Genomic DNA, 18,278 nt, shown 5'->3' on the forward strand with positions numbered 1-18,278 from the left:
ATGCCGTAAGAATCGTTAGAACCAGCAGCAGGCCGCTTTTCGACAGCTAGTCGTTTGCTGGGGAGGCGGGCTCAGACACTGGGGGCGAGCCGACTTCAATGTATCGTACCAAGGTTCCTAACCGGCCAGAACCATGGGCATCGATCACCAAACGGTAACGGCCAGGCGTGGCAGGCAGTGTTACCGGAAGATTGACTTCGCCGTTGGCATTGGTTGTTAAGCGTGGTTGCCACAGAACGGATTGTGGCGCTGTTTGCTTGGGCTGGGCTTCCAGGGGGCTAATGGTAGCGGCCATGGATTTTGGGGCTGGGGAACCTGCGGCTGATTGGTTCTCCATTCCACTGTACCGGTCTGCTGCTTCAAATGGAGCAGGATTCGCGTTTCTTGATCGAGCAGCTCCCCCCAGCGAACGCTCGAGGTTCATGATTTCGGAGGTAGGGCCAGCACTCCGTAGTTGAGGCTGAGGGGGCGGAGCGTCGGCGTTACTTTCAGTCCATTGGCGATCCCGCAAAGCAGCGTCATCGGACGATGGCAGGGTATCTGCAACTGCCGAGCGGCCAGCGGCTAATTCGGTTTGTTGGCTTTTGGCTTCTTCGCTGACAGCAACCATTTGGGGTGAACTAGAAGCAGAAGGGGCAAGGGAATCGAAAGAGAGGCTGGCCGAGAACAGCCCCCACAAGATCGATCCGAACGCAACCACCAGACCTGGAAGCCAAACGGCCATTTTGCGGCGACCTTGAACCACCGCCAAGCCGATCAAGCCAACCGCGAGAATTCCAGCCCCACCGACCAGCATCCAACGCGAGGTCGTATGAACATCGTCCAGGCGGGCTTGCCACTGCTGATGGATAACGGCGAGCGCTTGTTGGTACTTCGATTGAATCGATTTCCGATTGGTGCGACGCACAACCGGAGGCTCGTTTGTTTCGACCGATTCCATGGCCAAATTGTCGCGAGACATGGCCATCAATTGCCCGCCGGTAGGCGCGGCGGTTTCGTTTTTCCAATCGGACAGCACTAGAACTTGGTCGAAGTAGTCACGGTCTTGTTCCAATTGGCGCACGTCTTCCGGCAAATTGTTGGCGGTCGAGGGAAGAGCCACTCGTTGGTTTAGTAGGAATTCTCCTTCCAGTCCCAACGGTAACTGCGTGGCTGGGGCTTCCGCAGGGAGGCGTTCCATTTGCACGCCCAGCGTGGCTTGGGCTGGATGGTTGTATTCGTCCTTGACGGCAACCTGCAGGCTAAGCTGTTCGCCGGGGGAAGCTTGGGAAGGTAAGCCCTGCACGTCGAGTTTGTACCGTTGCACTGGGATGCGATAGACAATCCGCTCGGCAATTAGTTCTGGCATTTGTTGGGAGTTGCCGGTTTCGTCGAACTGAAGGCTGTAAAGCCGCACACGCTGGGCGCCGGTAGCTTCCGTTGGCAAGTTCAGCTTGACGGGTTGCGTGATCGGCGCATTCACACCGACGTCCCACACGTTGTGGCCAATGGTCGCATAGTCGTCTCCGGCAATCAGGGCCATCGTGGTGTTCGGAATGGCCACGCGAACGTCGATTTCCAGCGGCTCGTTCGCCGGGGCGACCCCGTTGTTGATTCTTAGCGTAGCTGGCAACTTCTGTGCGACGAACGATTGCTGCAAGTCTGCTTGCTTCGGTTCTTCCAGCACTTCAACGGTATACTCTTCTGCCGATTGAGGAACGAAGTTGAAGACCCCGAACGCGGTTTCTTTCTCTTGCTGCTGTTTCGAGGGAACTTGAGCTTGATCGTCCGCCGAGCGAATCTGGGTTCGGGCAGGTGTATCGCCAGGAACTGCAACCTGGTTCGAGTAATACAATTGGTTCTCGACCCCAGCAACCAGATTGCCACCTTCCGGTTTCGCAGCAAACCGCGTTTTTTTCGTATCGTAGGCGTATGCCTTTTTGGGCGCCGCATAAGCCGCCGCTAAGGGGCGATTGGAGATCACCGGCACTTCGCGTTGGAATAAGTTGTTTTGTAGCTCGACGCTTTCGATCGTTAGTTCGAGGTTTTCCGGTGGTTCGGTCGCCGGGATCGTCATTTGTCCCTGGGCGACCCCTTTCAAAGTTGAACGCTCGGCGCTGGCAATTCGATTCAATGTCGGGTTATTTTGCATCGACCAGAGGAAGTCGACATTGGCCGAACGATCTTGCTGATTCTGAGGATCGATAACGACGGCGCGAAAGTTGACTGTTTCGCCTGGCTGAGCAGCCGTTCGATCGGTTTGCAGAATGGCGACCGGTTTGGGAGGTGCGGCTTTGACAGCAAGCCCCAGCGTGCTTTCCACATCGCCCCGCTTGGCAATGACTTCTAACTTGGCCGCGCTCGAGACTTCGTCGGCGGGAATCTGGCAAACGACCTGACCGTTCTTGGCTTCGGTAAGACCATAGTAAACGGTTTCGTTGGCAGGCGACTTGAACCAATACTCGACTTGTGCGTCGACCGGCTGGTTGGCTGCGTTCTCGACGGAAACCAAGAACTCGTTTCGCACCTCGGTCGCCATCAGCGAAGGGCCGGTGATCGAGAGCGAGAGATAATCGTCCGCCAAACTCTGGCTTTGCTGTTGCAGGGCCAGGGTCTGCTGTTGCGAATTCCAAGTCAGCTTGGGATACGCCAAGGCCGCGATCAAAAGGCAAGCTGCCAGGCCCGAAACCACTTGCAAACTACGTGTGACCCACCGCGATCTCGAAGGACGAGTGCCCACCGTGCGGCTAGGCATTGGCTGATCGTGCTCGTCTGCTTTACGTTTCCATTGGTCGTAGTTTGGAAGCGGAGAGGTGGCCTTGGTGACTTCGGCGAGCAGTTCGGTTCGCTCTTTGAGCTCCGCATATTCCCGCGCCAGCTGCCCGTCGGAACTGATACGTTCGACCAGCTCTGCGGACTCTTGGTCCGAGAGTAAGCCGTAGATCAGTTCCAGCATCTGCTGCTGGAGTTGTTCGCGGTTATCCATAGCTCGTTCAGTTCTGCCTAAAAGATGGGTACTGAAATTATAAAGGATTCTTTCCTGGCTTTTCGGTGGGGGCTAGGTGTTGTCTTAGGTTAGCCAAGGCCATACGCATCCTTGTTTTGACCGTGCCCAGGGGGATGGAAAGCGCTTCGGCGATTGCCTCGTAAGTGAGGTCTCCGTTCTGACGAAGTAGGAATACCTCCCGTTCTTCTTCGCGGAGCTTCGATACGGCAATCCGTAAATGTTCCATCTGTTCCGACCTTTGGGCGTGGTCACCTGGCGTAGCCTCTCCACTGGGGACAGATTGCTCTTCGTCGCCCAATGCTTGTCGCTTACGCCGCCAGGCGGTCATCCGCATATCGCGACCGGTATTCACCGCGATACGGAAGATCCATGCCCGCACATTCTCAATTTCGGGTAGTTGCTCTCGGTTGCGCCAACATTTGATAAAGGTCTCTTGTAAGGCATCGTGCGCATCCTCCATGTTGCCGAGCAAATGGTACAGCGTGCCCAATAGTTCCCCGTGAAGACCCGAAAAATGGGTCTCCAGCATTTTCCCTTCATCTGCTGAAGGGGGGGGGCTGCTGGCACGACGCGGATGCTCCACAATGGGGCCTTACGAAAACATAGACGAGGTAGTGGACTAAAACGATTCAGTATAAGCATCGATTTTTTAACAGAATGGGTGCGATTTAACACCAGATTGACCGGTTTTATGGGGTAACGATGAAAAGGAACCCTAGTAAATCGCGGGATTGGCTTGTTAAGCACCCCTCTGAATCGGAATAATATACTCTTATGTGGCCTGAAACCGACAAAACGCAGCAATTACTCGATGGTGCCCGGAATGGGGACACTTCTGCACGCGATGCGCTCCTTCAGCGGCATCGCGACTCGTTACGGCGAATGATCGAAATGCGCCTAGACCGTCGGATCCAACAACGAGTCGATGCCAGCGATATTGTCCAGGAAGTGCTTGTCGACGCCAATCGACGCTTAGTCGATTACCTGGAAAATCCCAAAATGCCGTTTCACTTGTGGCTGCGGCACATGGCGAAAGATCGCATTATCGATGCGCACCGGCGGCATCGTGTGAGCGGCAAACGAAGTGTCGATCGCGAGCAAAACTTGAATGTTGGTTTCAACATGGACCAATCGTCGGTCGATCTGGCGGCGCAGCTGTGTGACCACAACGCCACGCCGGGGGCGGCGGCCACCATGCAGGAACTGCATATCCGCTTTCAGGCCGCCATTGAAGAACTAGAAGATCAAGATCGCGAAGTGGTCATCATGCGACACTTCGAACAGCTCTCGAATCAGGACGTTGCTGCGGCGCTCGACCTCACTCCGGCTGCGGCCAGCATGCGATACCTGCGGGCCATTCGCCGCTTGCGTTCTTTGTTGGGCCCGACGGCCCACGACGACTAAACCTTCTGTGGGCACAAGTTCGGCATGCCTCTCGACCCTGATCAGCTTGACCAGCAACTGGCCGAATTGCTCGACGATTTGACTTTCCGTATCCAGCGAGGGGAAGCGGTCGACCTGGATGTCGTCGCCGCCGCGCACCCTCACTTGGCCAGCGAGCTACGCGAAGTTTGGGGAGCCGTAATGCTGGCCGACGCGGTCGCGCTGAACCTGTCGGTTACCAAACCAAGTACGCACGACGAAGAACTGCCCGAAAAGCTCTCGCAGTTGAAATTGCCCCTCAAGTTTGGCGACTATGAATTAATAGAGGAGATTGGTCGTGGCGGGATGGGGGTGGTATATAGGGCCCGTCAGATTAGCTTGAACCGCATCGTTGCGGTGAAGATGATCCTCAAGGCTCAGCTTGCCTCGGAGGACGATCTCAGCCGCTTTCTCGCCGAGGCGGAGTCGGCCGCCCGTTTGAGCCATCCTGGGATTGTGCCGGTTTACGAAGTCGGGCATCGCGATGGTCGCTACTACTTCAGCATGAAGTACATCGAAGGAGAAACCCTGGCCGAGCGTCTTGCGCGCGGCCCGATGCCAGCCCGGGAAGCGGCGCGAATGATGCGAACCGTTGCTAGTGCCGTTCACGAAGCCCACCAGCATGGAATTCTGCATCGCGATTTGAAGCCGTCGAACATTTTGATCGATAAATCAGGCTTGCCGGTAGTTACCGACTTTGGTTTAGCCAAACAGGTTACCGGCGATGTCGAAAGTATTACCCGCAGCGGGGCCATCTTAGGAACGCCAGCGTTTATGGCCCCGGAACAGGCCAGCGGCGACCGTGGCGCCGTCGGGCCGGCCAGCGATGTGTATGGCTTGGGCACGATTCTTTTCGCGATGCTAACCGGACAACCACCTTTTCAAGGGAAGAACCCGGTCCAGGTGCTGTTAAAAGTGCTTGAGCAGGACCCTCCGTTTCCGCATCAAGTGAACCCACGCGTCGATCGCGATTTAGAGATGATCACGTTGCGGTGCATGCAGAAACCGATCGATCTGCGTTATCGCGATGCCCAGTCGTTATGCGACGACTTCGAGGCCTACCTGAACGACGAAGCGATCTCGGCACGCAGCGGCCAGTTTCTGCAGGTGATCTCCCGTTTGTTCCGCGAAACACACAACGCTCAGGTACTCGAAAACTGGGGCGTGCTGTGGATGTGGCACAGCTTGGTGTTGCTGATTTGCTGTTTGGTAACGCAATATCTCGAATGGAACAACGACGGCGTGCGCTGGCACTATATTTTGATCTGGACGGTGATCTCAGGCATTTGGGCCGCATTTTTCTGGTACATGCGGCGGAGAATGGGGCCGGTGACGTTTGTCGAACGGCAAATCGCGCACGTGTGGGGCGCTGGCCTGATCGGGGTGGCGTGCCTATTTCCGATTGAGTGGCTGATGGGACTCAAGCCGCTAGAGCTTTCGCCATTGTTGGCGATCATTAGCGGGATGATCTTCTTGGTGAAGGGGGGAATTCTGACCGGTTGGTTCTACTTCCAGGCACTGGCGTTGTTTCTCTGTAGTATCCCGATGGCCCTGTGGCCACAAGCGGCGCACATGATTTTTGGAGTGGTGGCCGCTGCGAGTTTCTTTATCCCAGGGCTGCAATACTATCGCCAGCGTTTACGCACACGTAGCGAACTGGCGAAAATTGTCGCGCCATCTACTTTTGTAGAATGAGCTTGCCTGACTTGGTCTCGCACAGGCGATAAATAGCATCACCGTGCTGGATCCAAATCTCTTTATCACCTGCCAGGATGTCTTCCGAAGCAATCGTGCGTTTCTGAAGCGGTGCCGCACAGCTCTCCACAGGGGCCTGAGACGAAGTGGTCGAGGCTTGAGGATGGTCGTGAGAGGTATTCATACGAGGACTTCTCGATACTTTCAGATTCGATGGGAAGCTGAGGAAAAAATCGCTGATGTCCGTTGACACTGGCTAACGCTCTGTTAGGTTATAGCGATATTGATACTCGGTATCAACCTTGTGGGTGAAAAAACATGAGGTTGTGCCAGAATCGGCGTCAAGCTTGCCAGCTGCGAACTGCCAGCCAGCTTTAGATCACCCAACGTTGTGGGTGGCATCTTTTCTCTAGAGGGGATAAGTCTGGCATGCGTTCTTTACTACAAAGCAGATCGATGGCGGTCCTATGGTGGGAGCTTGGCTTTCGTGGGACCGCAAAGCTGGTTCAGCGAGTGTTCTGGCTTACGAGTCGAAACCCAGTTGAGGCCAGTCTCGTGCTTGTACTGGCCATGGCACTCGTGCTGATGTCTATGGCTGGCCACGGTGGAAGCTGAAACGTACGAGCAAAAAAGAATAAAACCCCGCATCAGGTCCCAGCGATGTCCTGATAGCGCCTAATACATCGACCGCCTGTTTCCTTAGGCGGTCTCAACGAGTCTCTCCAGCGAAAGCCGCAGGTGGACCCTTTGTCGCAGAAGGATCCCCTGCGGTTTTTTTGAGCTGGGTGATTCAATTAAGGAACGTTCTGTGTGGTTAATCGTTCTCGACCGGCGCTTCCCAGTCGTTGCCTTCTAAAGCGTCTGCAAGTTCCAAGAGCTTGATCGTCGCAAAGCAGGCATCCCCATTGCCTGCCATAACGCCTGCCCCGACGAACTTAAAAACAGAAGATCCGTTGGTGAGGCCAATATTCGCTTGGCTAGACCATGCTCCAACGTTTGCGGAGATACCATTCCCAGCCGAGAAGGCCCACGATTAAGATCAAGTTGATCCAGCTATCACGAGTTGATTCAGGCCAAGTCCATTTGGTTTGCACTTCGATCTCGGTTTCCGGCGGGCTGTTTTTGATTTGATCGAGGAGTTGCGGAAGCTCTTCCGGCGTCCAGGTTCGTCCACCAAACTCTTGCGTAATCGCTGAAAGGGCAGCCAGTTGCGAAGGGCGTGCCGAGGGATCGGCTAGTTCCAAGTCTTGATCAAAGACAAAGAAGCGACCTTGCCCGGTGCCAACTGGGGTACCGTCTTGGCTGGCGGTGACTTCGATGGTGTAGTCGCCGGTGACTTCAGCGGCATCGAAGCTGCCTTCAATCACATTCTCGCCAGGTAAGGTTCGCAGCGGCGAGCGGGTGCCGTCAGGGCTAATGAGTGTGGTCTCAAAGGTGACGTTCCGCAGTGGTTCGCCACTTTGTGAATTGGCCCCAGCGGAAAATCGAATCGGGGCACCAGGGACAAACCGCCGCTGACCAAGTTGCACCCATACGTCGCGTGTTTCTAGCCCGTCTTTCTTGGCCAACCAAAGAATGATCTGCCGCCAGAAGCGTTTATGGATTGCTTCCTTGCCGGCAAATCGCCATTGCCAGGTACTATCGGCTAAAAAAGCCAGCGTGCGGCCGAGGCCATATTCGCCTGCGACCAACAACGGGTCGTCATTCTGAGATTCGAGAACAACCATCGCACGAGGTTTCGGCCCGACGATTTTGTTCGCTCCTTTTAAGCTGGGCACCACCGATAAAGCGGGGCTGCCATCGGTATCGGTGCCTAACGAAGAAAGAAAGTGATTCCGCGAGGCGACGATTTCGAGAGGACCAGCAACGTGCATGTCGGTGCGAATTTCTGCCCCCAGATCCTGGCGATCGAAGCGGCTCATTTCGATCGGCAACACGTTCTGCAAGATCGTTGTCTGGTAGCCACCGGCGCCAAACGAGTTGAACCCGCCCAGCATGAGCATCCCTTTGCCGTCCTCTACTTCCTTGGCGATCGCTTCTAAGGTACCAGCGGTAAGTGCAGTCGAATCGAGATCACCGATAATGTAGACGTCGTACTTTTCTTTCTGAATGTCTTCGGTCAAGTCGATCGGCCAGGCATCGCGGCGGCGGCGATCGATCCAGCGAAAGTCAAGTTCCATATCGGCCGAGGAAGCAACCACGCGGCGAATGCCCATCTGTTCCGGGCGATCGACGGTGCGTCCTTCGAGATACAAAATCTTTAGGCCCCCGTCCAGCACATTGAGATAAGCGCTGAGGGTATTGTTTTTGGTGACCAGTTCCCCTTCCTGAGCCGGAACGACGACACTGAGCTTGTACTGGCCAGAGGTTTGGGGAGCGAATTGAAACGAAACATCAACTGTTTCCTGGACGTTGGAGGTCGAAGCATCCTTGGTTTCGATAATCGTTTTCTGCCCCTTGGCGTCTTCTAAAATCAACTGCACCGGCACCGGTAGGTTGGCCATGCCTTGAACGCGAATCGATGTCTTTACGGTCAGTTCGTTCTTGACGAAGACGGTGTAGTGATCGGCAAGGGTATCGACAGAAATATCGCGGGACTGAGTGGGATCGATCGATTTACCGAAGGGGATCGTATGGAGCGGTGTTTCGAGACGGGCCAGGTCGCGGGCCGCTTGTTGCATTTCGACCTGAGGCGAATAGACACGCTGGGCCCCGTCGGAAAGGAGCAAGACTCCGGCAATCTTCTTGCCGATGTTTTGCTGCATAACAGTGGCCAAGGAAGAACCGATGTCGGTGAAACGACCGTCGGGCTGGCTAGGAAATGGAATATGCCCATCGCTGAAGTCAACCCGCTTGGCTTCCTGATCGAACTGGTAGGCGACGACTTCGATGTTATCGCCGAGGCCAGCCAACTGAGGTTCGAGGCGTTTGATCGCCTGTTTTTGAGCATCCCACCGCGAACGGCCATCGCCGGCGTCGGGGACGGTCATGCTACGGCTGGTATCGAATAGCAGCACCAGCAACGAGGCCTGGGTTTCTTTTACTGTGCGAACCCACGTTGGCCGTAGCAGGGTGAGGGCCAGCAGGAAGATGATGCCCAAGCGAATCCCGGTTAGCGCCCAATGACGCTTTGTCGTCAACCCTTGAAACTGAGGGCGAATCGCCAACAGCGCAACCAACACGAAGACCAATATCCCCACCAGGAGATAGCTTTCGCCCAAAGGTTGCAGGTACCAGTACGACATCATTCGCTGTAGGGTGTTCTCAGGAGGGTCCGCTGTGCGGACCAGGTTCTTGGGATGTGATGTTTTTTTTCGGGTTCGCGATTGGGGAACCCTACGTGGTTTCGACTTGTTGGCGATAAAAACGGTTGGCCAGGAGATGCTCCAAGGCGAACACGATCACCACGATCAGCATCAACCAAGGAAACAGCGGCACACCTAAGCGGGCTTTGCCCTGTTCTCGCACGATTTGTTCCTGCTGCCGTGCCAAGCGATAACGGCCTGCTCCGAGCATTTCGTCGAGTTGGATCTCGTTTAGCTTTTCCATTCGCGTTGCGAAAGGAGGCAGATTCACGCTGAACCCCGTCGCCTTGCCGCCCCCCAAGGGACGAATCCGATAGGTGCCTAGGCTGCTGGTAAAGGGAATGGTGATGACTCCGTTCTCAGGAATTACTTCCTGAGGATCGATCCCGTTCGGGGTGAACAGCAAATGCGTTGCGGTTTCGTTGCCGGGCGAGGTTTGAATGGTGGCGACATCGCCGGCTGTGTAGTTGAAATGCTGGTCCCCCATCTGCACGGCGTACTTGGCCATTTGATTGCTCAGCACGAAGAAGGGCCACGATTGAAACCCGGTGAGCAACGAGTTCCAGGCCTCCTCCTTCGAATCGGAAATCGACGTCGTGAACGTTAGCACAACCCCTTTACCGATACGCTGTTCGACGAGGGCGGCGACTCCGTTGCTGTAAGGGATGACCGTGTTGGCATCTTCATCCATTTCGTTCAGCGACCAATGACGATCGACCGGAAAGTCACGCCAAGGAACGGACGTGCCAATGTCGCGGAAAGGGGAGAGGATGGTGTGTTGGTACTCTTGCGGTTCAAGGAACCAAAGCCGATCACCGGCTCGCCACTGGAGGGCCAGCTTGCCTGGCAGCACGCTTTGCGGGGCCTCTGTGTTGAAGGCTTCTTTCACGGCGGCACGCCCCAGAAAGATCATGAGCCCGCCACCACGCGTGACAAAACGTGAAAGGGCTTGCCAGTTGGCATCCGCCATCGGGCTCGGATCGAGCAAGACGACGGCCTGATGTCCTTCTAGCTTGGCAGCGGTGAGCTCGCTTTGCTTGATGACATCGATCTTAAAAGGAGCAGGATAGCCGGGCGGGGCCAGGGCGGTGACGATATCGTGGCTCTTGGCATTCTCCGATTCAACCACCAACAGCGACCAGGGAAGTCGCGCTTCGATAGTGAACCACCGTTTGTTGTCCGCTTCTAGACCGTCGTCTCCGACCAGGTCGATCCAGCCGTGATGGGTACCAGCAGTTAGCCCTGGCAAACGAAAGGTGATGCTCCGTGGCTGACCGTCCACCAGTTCAATCGTTTGTCGGTTGCGACGAGTTGCCTTGGGGGTGATCAGTTCGCCGTTCTCAACGATCGGCAGCTTGTCGTCGGGAGTCTCGATGAATAATTCAACGGTCTTCGGCTCATTGGAACCATCAGCCACGATCTCGGCTTGCAGCGTGACGTCGTTGTTTTCCGGAATCACCTCCGCCGACATTACCAGATCGCTGATCGCAATGTTGTGAATCTCGTCCGCGCCGACGTCGATGATATACAGCGGAATATCTGGCTGCTCGGCCAGCTTGGCTTTCAGGCGTTGGGCATCCTCTTGGTTCCAAGCGGGCGCGGCTAGGTCGGTAAGGACGTAGATCTCTTTGCGGGCCAGTTCGTTGGTTTCGAGCATGTCGAGCGCGCTCTCGGTTAGCTCGACAAGCGATTTGCCGCCGACTGCCACTTCCAGACGCTGAATTGCCTGACGGGCGGCGCCCCGATCAGGGGCAAAAATGGCAGTGCGGGCTCGCTGGTCGAGCACGGCCATCTCGCTATCTTCGGGCAATTGCGAAGTGAGCCAGGTGCCCAGCTCTTTCGCTTTCTCTAAACGTGTTTGGTTTTGGTAACGATAGAGCATGCGCGGGGAAGTGTCGCAGACAATCACCGCCGCGACAGGGGCCTCTTGTTCGCCGACAATGGGGCCGCTGCTGCTGCTTAAGGCCATCACGGCGGTAACGATCGTGCCGACACCGACCAGCGCCGTTAGGCCGGTTAGCACGTAAGCTAACGTGCGGTTAGAACCGGCCAGCCAAGCTGCTGCTGTGACGAATCCGCCAATTAAAAGAATGATGCCCAGCGAGCCAGAGAGAACCCATTTGCCTACCGCCGCCGAAGCAATTCCTGGGCGGGCCAAAGCCGCCACCAACGCGAGCACGGCCAGGCAACGCAGTGCCAGTAAAACCCAATGTTTCAATTGCAGGCGACGCGTGTTTTGGACGCTACGCTGCCGCACGAAACGGAGGGCGGGGAATTCCAATTGTTTCGGCTGCTGCCGCATCACCAAGTGCAAGATGATGGGCACGGCGACGAGCAGGCCTCCTAGCAGCAGGCCGACGTTGGCAAACTGCATTGGTTAAAACCTTGATTGGCGATTGACGAGATACTCGGTGAGGGCTTTGTCGAACTGCATGCTTGTATCGAGAGGCACGTAATCGACGCCTGCTTGAACGCAATCTTGCTGGTATTTATCTCGGTAGGCGTTCAGTTCTTTTTGATAGTCTTGGCGATAATTGTTGGCATCGATCTTCATCTTCTCTAACGTTTCTGGATCTTCTAGCTCGACCATCCCGTCAAACGGAAACGTGACTTCGGCTTCGTCCAGAATATGAAACAAGATCACGTCGTGGCTGCGATGCCGCAGTTGATACACGGCCCGCATGACTTCTGCCGGTTCGGCTAACAGGTCTGAAAAGATCATTACCACGCTGCGGTGCTTGAGCATGGCCGCTAATTGCGACAAGCTATGAGCGATGTCGGTTTCGCCGGTTGGTTTCAAGTTCGCCAGCAGCGAGAGAACGTCGCCGAGCTGTTTTCGCTTGGACTTAGGAGGAAGGCTCGCCCGAATCTTGGTATCGAAGGTGACTAGCCCGACGGGGTCTTGCTGATGGACCATCAAATAGCAAAGGGCGGCTGCCAGCGAGATGGCGTAGTCGAACTTGGTCATCTCTTGCCGATAGGTGTAGCCCATCGACCGGCTGAGGTCCATCACCAGGTAGCCGGTGATGTTGGTTTCGGCTTCGAACTTCTTGATGTAGTACCGATCGGTCTTGGCGAAGACGAGCCAGTCGATGTCTTTGGGGTCGTCCCCTTGTTCGTAGCGGCGGTGCTCGCTGAATTCGACCGAGAAGCCATGATATGGGCTGGCATGCAAGCCCTGCAGGAACCCTTTCACCACGAATTGAGCGCGCAAGTCGAGCCTTGAGATCTGGCGGATTACCTCAGGCTTCAAATAACTTTCGGCGGTGGTCAACGTTCAAACTTTTCGATTTTGGGTTCCGGAATTTCATTCAACAGCTTGGTGATCACGTCGACGTTCGTCATGCCTTCCGCTTGGGCTTGGAAGTTCGTGCCGATACGATGTCGCAAGACAGGGGTTGCGATCTTCTTGACGTCTTCGATGGCGACCGAGAAACGTCCTTCCATCGCGGCGATCGCCTTGCCGCCGTTAATCAGGTTTTGTCCGGCCCGTGGACCGGCGCCCCAGTCGACTAGTTCTTTGACGAACTGGGGGGATTCGCTGTCGCGAGGACGTGTGGCTCGAACCAAGCGGGCCACGTACTTAATGACGTATTCGCTCACTGCGACCGATTGGACAAGCTTCTGGATGTTAAGAATTGCCCGGCTGCTGAAGACCTTCCGCACTTCGACCTTTTCTTGCCGGGTGGTGGCCATCAAAATCTTTTCTTCTTCGGCCAGCGAAGGGTAGTCGATGATGATGTTGAACATAAAACGATCGAGCTGGGCTTCAGGCAGGGGGTAAGTCCCTTCCTGCTCGATCGGGTTTTGCGTGGCGATGGTGAAAAACGGGTCTGGCAGTTCCATCGTATCGCGGCCAACGGTCACTTCCCGCTCTTGCATCGCCTGCAACAAGGCGGCTTGCGTTTTAGGAGGTGTTCGGTTGATTTCATCCGCCAGCAAAATGTTGGTGAAGACAGGCCCTTCGACAAAGCGGAAGTTACGGCGGCCTTGTTCGTCTTCTTCCAGCACGTTGGTACCGGTGATGTCGGAAGGCATTAAGTCAGGCGTGAATTGAATCCGCTTGAACTGCATGTCGAGCACTTTGGCCAGCGTGCTGACCATCAACGTTTTCGCCAGGCCTGGTACCCCTTCCAGCAGGCAGTGTCCACGAGTAAAAATGGCCGCGAACAGTTGCTCGATGACTTCATCTTGCCCCACGATCACCTTTTGCAACTCTTGTTGCATGACGATCCGTTGTTGCTTGAATTCTTGGAGAACTTCGCCCAGGTTTCTGGTTTTGCCCACGATAGACGCCTTGTCTTGGCTGGGAATCGTCGATGTTGATAAGGAATCCGGCTGGATGGGGACGCCCTCGGTGGCGTACTCTTGCTTGGACAACAAGGGCCAGGGAGGCGGAATGTCCCATCCTTAAGTTATTCGTCGGGTAATTGTAAGTTACGTAAGGTAAAAGAGTTGGTTCTCTTGAAACAATTCCCGCAAACGCTGCCAAGTGATTGTAGGAGTGTACCCCTGAGGAAACAACGCAGGGACAATTTACTTGTGGCTTTCCTACACAAACCTAAGATGAAGGAAGCCAATGCGACGTGTACATGAGGAGAGAATGGGTTTGTCCCCACTTCGAATCACTAGCTGCTGGAGTTTGATTGTAGCGATCTTGCTGATTGCGCCCCCGCTTTGGGCGCAACCGATGGCCGCGCGCGGTGCTGTGACTCCTCAAGATGTGCGAAATGCCATGGAAAAGGCGATTCGTCTTCTGAAAAGCCAGCAAAAGCAAGATGGCAGTTGGCCAGACTATGCCGAATTTGACGCTGGCGTTACTTCGTTGGTCACCTTGGCTCTGTTAGAGGCCGGTGTTCCTAAAGACGACCCCACCATCCAGAAAGCGATGGCATCGCTGCGGAATTCTCGTCCCGACAAGACATACGCGTTATCGCTGCAGACCATGGTGCTGTGCGCCGTCGATCCGCAAAAAGATCTGCAATTGATTAAGGCAAATGCTGCCAAGCTGGAAAGTTTCCAGATTACCACCGGCGAGCGGACTGGGTTGTGGTCGTACGGTGCGCCGCGGGGCGGAGCTGCTGGGGGGGATAACAGCAATAGCCAATTCGCCTTGCTGGCCCTTGATGATGCCGCCGAGCATGGCGCCACCGTAAGCGAGCAAACTTGGCGCAGGGCTTTTCTCCGTTGGAGCACGATGCAGAACGGAAGTGGCTCGTGGGGGTATCTGCCGCACTCGCCTGGGACAGGAAGCATGACCTGTGCCGGGATCACTTCGATGCTGATCACGACAAAACGGCTAGAACAAGGGGATGCGGAAATTATTGGCGACAACGTCAACTGCTGCCTGCCCTTGAAACAAGAGTCGCACGTCGATCGTGGTTTCGACTGGCTGGCCCGAAATATGACCATGCGGACCAATCCGTCGGAAGGGGGCGGGGGGGGAAACTCGCTACTCTATTATTTGTACGGCGTTGAACGCGTCGGACGATTGAGTGGTCGGCGTTTTATCGGCACGCACGATTGGTATCGTGAAGGGGCCGAGCTGTTGGTGGCGTGGCAAGACTCGCTCGACGGAAGCTGGCGAGGAACCGGCGTTGTTGAGCAAAGTAACCCGTTGGTCTCGACTAGTTTCGCACTCCTTTTTCTGGCGAAAGGACGTCGCCCGGTTCTCGTTTCCAAGCTGCGTTACACGGCGAATCAGGATTGGAACCCGCACCGCCACGATTTGCATAACTTAAACCGCCATGTCGAAAGCCTCTGGCAGCAGAAGATGACTTGGCAGGTCATCGATGTCAACGCCGTGAAAAGTGCTGAGGATTTGCTCCAGGCACCGGTGCTGTGGATTAGCGGGAAAGATGGTTTTCAAATCGATGCTCGGCACGAAGAGTTGCTTAAACAGTATATCGAAGCTGGTGGGTTCATCTTCGCCGAGGCTGGCTGTGGCGGGGCAAAGTTCGATAAAGACTTCCGGGCGATGCTAAAGCGAATCTTGCCGGACAGCGATTTTCGTTTGCTTCCGCCAGATCACCCGGTGTGGTTTGCCGAGCAACCGGTCAACCCGGACTATGCGGTGCCACTGTGGGGGCTCGATGCGTGTTGCCGGACCAGCGTTGTTTATACGCCGGAAGATTTGAGTTGTTACTGGGAGCTATTCGGTAGCCGCAGTTTTCTGGACGATCAATCAATCTCGCAGAAGGTCCGCGACCAGGTCAAAGCCAGCAACGCGATTGGTGCGAACGTGTTGGCTTACGCTACCGGACGACAATTGAAAGACAAGCTAGAGCGAGTTGAATTAACCATCGACGCCGGAGTGAAAGATGAGCTCGACCGCAACGTGCTCAAGGTGGCCAAGATCCAGCATTTGGGAGGCTCCGACGACGCACCCGCTGCTTTGGCCAACATGCTTCGCGTGGCTGGCGAGCAATTGGATTTGCGGTTTTCGGTGGATAAGCCAATGGTCACGCTGAGCGACGATTCGCATCAGTTCTATCCCATTTTGTTCATGCACGGGCGTCGCGACTTTGGCTTCAATTCAAAGCAGCGCGAGAACCTCAAACTTTATTTAGAGCGAGGCGGGTTTCTGTTTGCCGATTCGATTTGTGCCAGTCCTCAGTTCACAGCCGCCTTTCGGCGTGAACTGGCGGCCATCTTCCCCGATGCCAAGTTGGAAGCGATCCCGATCGATCACCCAATGTTGAGCCCAGAATATGGCGGGTTCGATGTCACTAAGGTGGTACTTAACGATCCGCAAACACGCGCTGGCAACGAAGGGGGGCTAAAATCGATTCGCCGCGACACAAGCCCCACTTTAGAAGGGCTTTGGATCAACGACCGTTTGGCGGTTGTGTTTAGCCCCTACGATATGAGCTGCGCCATGGAAAGTGGCAGCTCGCTCCAATGCGAAGGCTACATCAAAGAAGACGCCGCTCGCATCGCGACGAATATCTTGCTTTACGCAATGCAGCAGTAGGGAAAACGGCTGTGCAGGGCACTCTATGGGGGTGTCTCTCCAGACCTTACATGCCCCCCAGTCTGGTTAATTTTGTGAGCCTGTTAACTATGTGTATTCACTACATATTGCCCCGCTTAAGTGTAGGCTGTTGTAGCTCTGAATGGGTATAAAAATATAAAAAATAAACTACTTGCACTTGGCATTTGTGGTTGTTACTATAAGTGAGGCAGTAAGGCGTCTTTTCTTTCTTTATTGGCGTTCTTGCCTGGTTTTCATTTCTTTTCTCATCTTTTGTTTTATGCGGAGGTATGTATGCCCACACGGCGATCTGGTTTCACGCTGGTGGAATTGCTTGTGGTGATTGCCATCATTGGTGTGCTTATCGCTTTGCTTTTGCCAGCTGTCCAGCAGGCGCGCGAAGCGGCACGTCGTATGGAGTGCACCAACAACCTGAAGCAATTCGGGCTTGGTATTCACAATTGGCACGATACTTATAAGAAAATTCCTCCGCTTGTTTTGCACTCCGGTCGCGCGAGCATGTTTGTGCAGATCTTGCCTCAGATGGAACAAGGGAACGCCTACGAAATCCTCAATGGTGGCAATCAAGATACCACTAACAAGACGTATCTCGGCATGCACATGGAGACGAACTGGGATCGTTTGAATCAGCGCGAACGAGAAGCGTTGGCTGGGATCAGCTACATGACCTGTCCTTCCCGCCGTACATCAACGGAAGCGATTCGTGATACTGGTACGGGACGTGGTCCGTTGTCGGACTATGCGATGGTTGCGATTCGTTACGATATCGCGTTGGTCAACGATACCTCGGACTCAACAGAAGCCGAGTGGTGGAACCACCACAATTCGAAGGATAATTATCACGTTACGATGTTAAAATCGGCCTTCGTCGTTGCAAAGCCAGATCTCTCGCAGGCGGTCGAGGATAATCAGTACGCAATGGCAAAGCCTCGTCACTCGTTTGCTCGCATTACCGATGGCCTAAGTAACACCGCTCTAGTGGGTGAAAAGGACGTCACCGCCAACGAGTTCGGACGTTGCTGCGGTGGTACGGACAACGCCGATGGTAGCTGGTTGTTCAACGATGGTAGCTGGCGCGAGTACAACGTCGCGCGAAACATTCGCCATCGCTTCGGCCGCGGCGCAAATGACACCGGCGATCAGACTGACCCGGATCGCGAGGTTGGTTTCGGTAGTTGGCACCCAGGTATCGTTCAGTTTCTTTTGGCTGATGGTTCGGTCACGAATCTGACGGTGAATACCCCGGAGTTGATCCGCCGACAATACGGGCACTGCAGTGACGGGACTGTTATTAGCCGGCAGTAGTCTGATGGCTGCTTGATTATGGGGATGCAGTTGTCCCCCTTTGCTGTCAAAACAAGATGAAACGCCAATTCGCGAATGAATTGGCGTTTCCTTTCTCTTCACCCCGGATTTTCTTACCGTCTTTACGGCGTTGATTGATAGGAAATAGTAATGTACCGAGCACTTGGTTTGGTGGCTGTTATTGCACTTCTACCCATATTTGGATGTGGTGGAAACGGTGGAAATAAGGTTATCGCAACCGTTAGCTATGAAGATGGTAGTCCGGTGCCGCTAGGGCAGGTTCGCTTTGTAAGCGATGACTATGAAACGTTCGGTAAGATCGAAAACGGTAAGGTCGATATTGGCAGCATGGATGGGGGGGTGCCTAATGGAACTTACAAGGTTGCCGTCCAAGCCACAGAGCAAGGGGGCGCCGAAGGTGGTACCTATGGCAAACCACTGGTTGACGCGAAGTATGGCAATCCCAATACTTCCGGCATCGAAATCAAAGTCGAAGAAAACAAAGACATCGAAATCGTTGTTGGAAAAAAGCCATAGTGTTTCAACATGGATTCAGGGGCACTTGCCGTAT

The 18,278-nt window shown here is 54.9% G+C and carries 12 protein-coding genes; 5 read left to right on the forward strand and 7 right to left on the reverse strand.

Going from position 1 to position 18,278, the window contains the following annotated elements:
• Positions 1-46: 46 nt before the first annotated feature.
• Both DTL42_RS08965 and DTL42_RS08970 read right to left on the reverse strand, forming a co-directional pair.
• A complete protein-coding gene (locus DTL42_RS08965) occupies positions 47-2,965 on the reverse strand; it encodes a hypothetical protein (protein ID WP_114368360.1) in 2,919 nt (972 codons plus the stop codon).
• Between the two features lie 37 nt (positions 2,966-3,002).
• Positions 3,003-3,515 carry an RNA polymerase sigma factor gene (locus DTL42_RS08970; RefSeq protein ID WP_114368361.1) on the reverse strand — a complete coding sequence of 171 codons (513 nt, stop codon included), beginning with the start codon at positions 3,513-3,515 and terminating at the stop codon, positions 3,003-3,005.
• Positions 3,516-3,760: 245 nt separating this feature from the next.
• Here DTL42_RS08970 and DTL42_RS08975 point away from each other — a divergent pair, with 245 nt between their 5' ends.
• Together DTL42_RS08975 and DTL42_RS08980 are read left to right on the forward strand one after the other, a co-directional pair.
• The gene (locus DTL42_RS08975; protein ID WP_114368362.1) at positions 3,761-4,390 is read left to right on the forward strand and encodes a sigma-70 family RNA polymerase sigma factor; all 630 of its coding nucleotides are present in this window, start codon (positions 3,761-3,763) and stop codon (positions 4,388-4,390) included.
• 24 nt (positions 4,391-4,414) lie between these two features.
• Positions 4,415-6,103 (forward strand): serine/threonine-protein kinase, encoded by a 1,689-nt coding sequence (locus DTL42_RS08980; protein ID WP_114368363.1) that lies wholly within the window; start codon positions 4,415-4,417, stop codon positions 6,101-6,103.
• Here the strand turns inward: DTL42_RS08980 and hemP are convergent.
• The 5 genes from hemP to DTL42_RS09005 form a co-directional block, all read right to left on the reverse strand.
• Entirely contained in the window at positions 6,087-6,287 is a 201-nt protein-coding gene (gene hemP / locus DTL42_RS08985) for a hemin uptake protein HemP (RefSeq protein ID WP_114368364.1), read from the reverse strand. The two genes, DTL42_RS08980 and hemP, sit on opposite strands and share 17 nt — an antisense overlap.
• Positions 6,288-7,080: 793 nt before the next feature.
• A complete protein-coding gene (locus tag DTL42_RS08990) occupies positions 7,081-9,351 on the reverse strand; it encodes a glutamine amidotransferase (protein ID WP_114368365.1) in 2,271 nt (756 codons plus the stop codon).
• A gap of 88 nt (positions 9,352-9,439) precedes the next feature.
• On the reverse strand, positions 9,440-11,782 hold the full coding sequence (locus DTL42_RS08995; protein WP_114368366.1) for a BatA domain-containing protein: 2,343 nt from the start codon (positions 11,780-11,782) through the stop codon (positions 9,440-9,442).
• 3 nt (positions 11,783-11,785) lie between these two features.
• Entirely contained in the window at positions 11,786-12,682 is an 897-nt protein-coding gene (locus DTL42_RS09000) for a DUF58 domain-containing protein (protein WP_114368367.1), read from the reverse strand.
• On the reverse strand, positions 12,679-13,635 hold the full coding sequence (locus DTL42_RS09005) for an AAA family ATPase (RefSeq protein ID WP_114368516.1): 957 nt from the start codon (positions 13,633-13,635) through the stop codon (positions 12,679-12,681). Before DTL42_RS09005 ends, DTL42_RS09000 begins: the two co-directional genes overlap by 4 nt.
• 382 nt (positions 13,636-14,017) lie before the next feature.
• Here DTL42_RS09005 and DTL42_RS09010 point away from each other — a divergent pair, with 382 nt between their 5' ends.
• The 3 genes from DTL42_RS09010 (at position 14,018) to DTL42_RS09020 (ending at position 18,244) form a co-directional block, all read left to right on the forward strand.
• The gene (locus DTL42_RS09010; protein WP_158545292.1) at positions 14,018-16,381 is read left to right on the forward strand and encodes a DUF4159 domain-containing protein; all 2,364 of its coding nucleotides are present in this window, start codon (positions 14,018-14,020) and stop codon (positions 16,379-16,381) included.
• A gap of 294 nt (positions 16,382-16,675) precedes the next feature.
• Positions 16,676-17,707, forward strand: a complete 1,032-nt coding sequence (locus tag DTL42_RS09015; RefSeq protein ID WP_114368369.1) for a DUF1559 domain-containing protein — start codon at positions 16,676-16,678, stop codon at positions 17,705-17,707.
• Between the two features lie 150 nt (positions 17,708-17,857).
• A complete protein-coding gene (locus DTL42_RS09020; RefSeq protein WP_114368370.1) occupies positions 17,858-18,244 on the forward strand; it encodes a hypothetical protein in 387 nt (128 codons plus the stop codon).
• Positions 18,245-18,278: the final 34 nt, after the last annotated feature.

It is taken from the genome of Bremerella cremea, assembly GCF_003335505.1.
GTDB lineage: Bacteria > Planctomycetota > Planctomycetia > Pirellulales > Pirellulaceae > Bremerella > Bremerella cremea_A.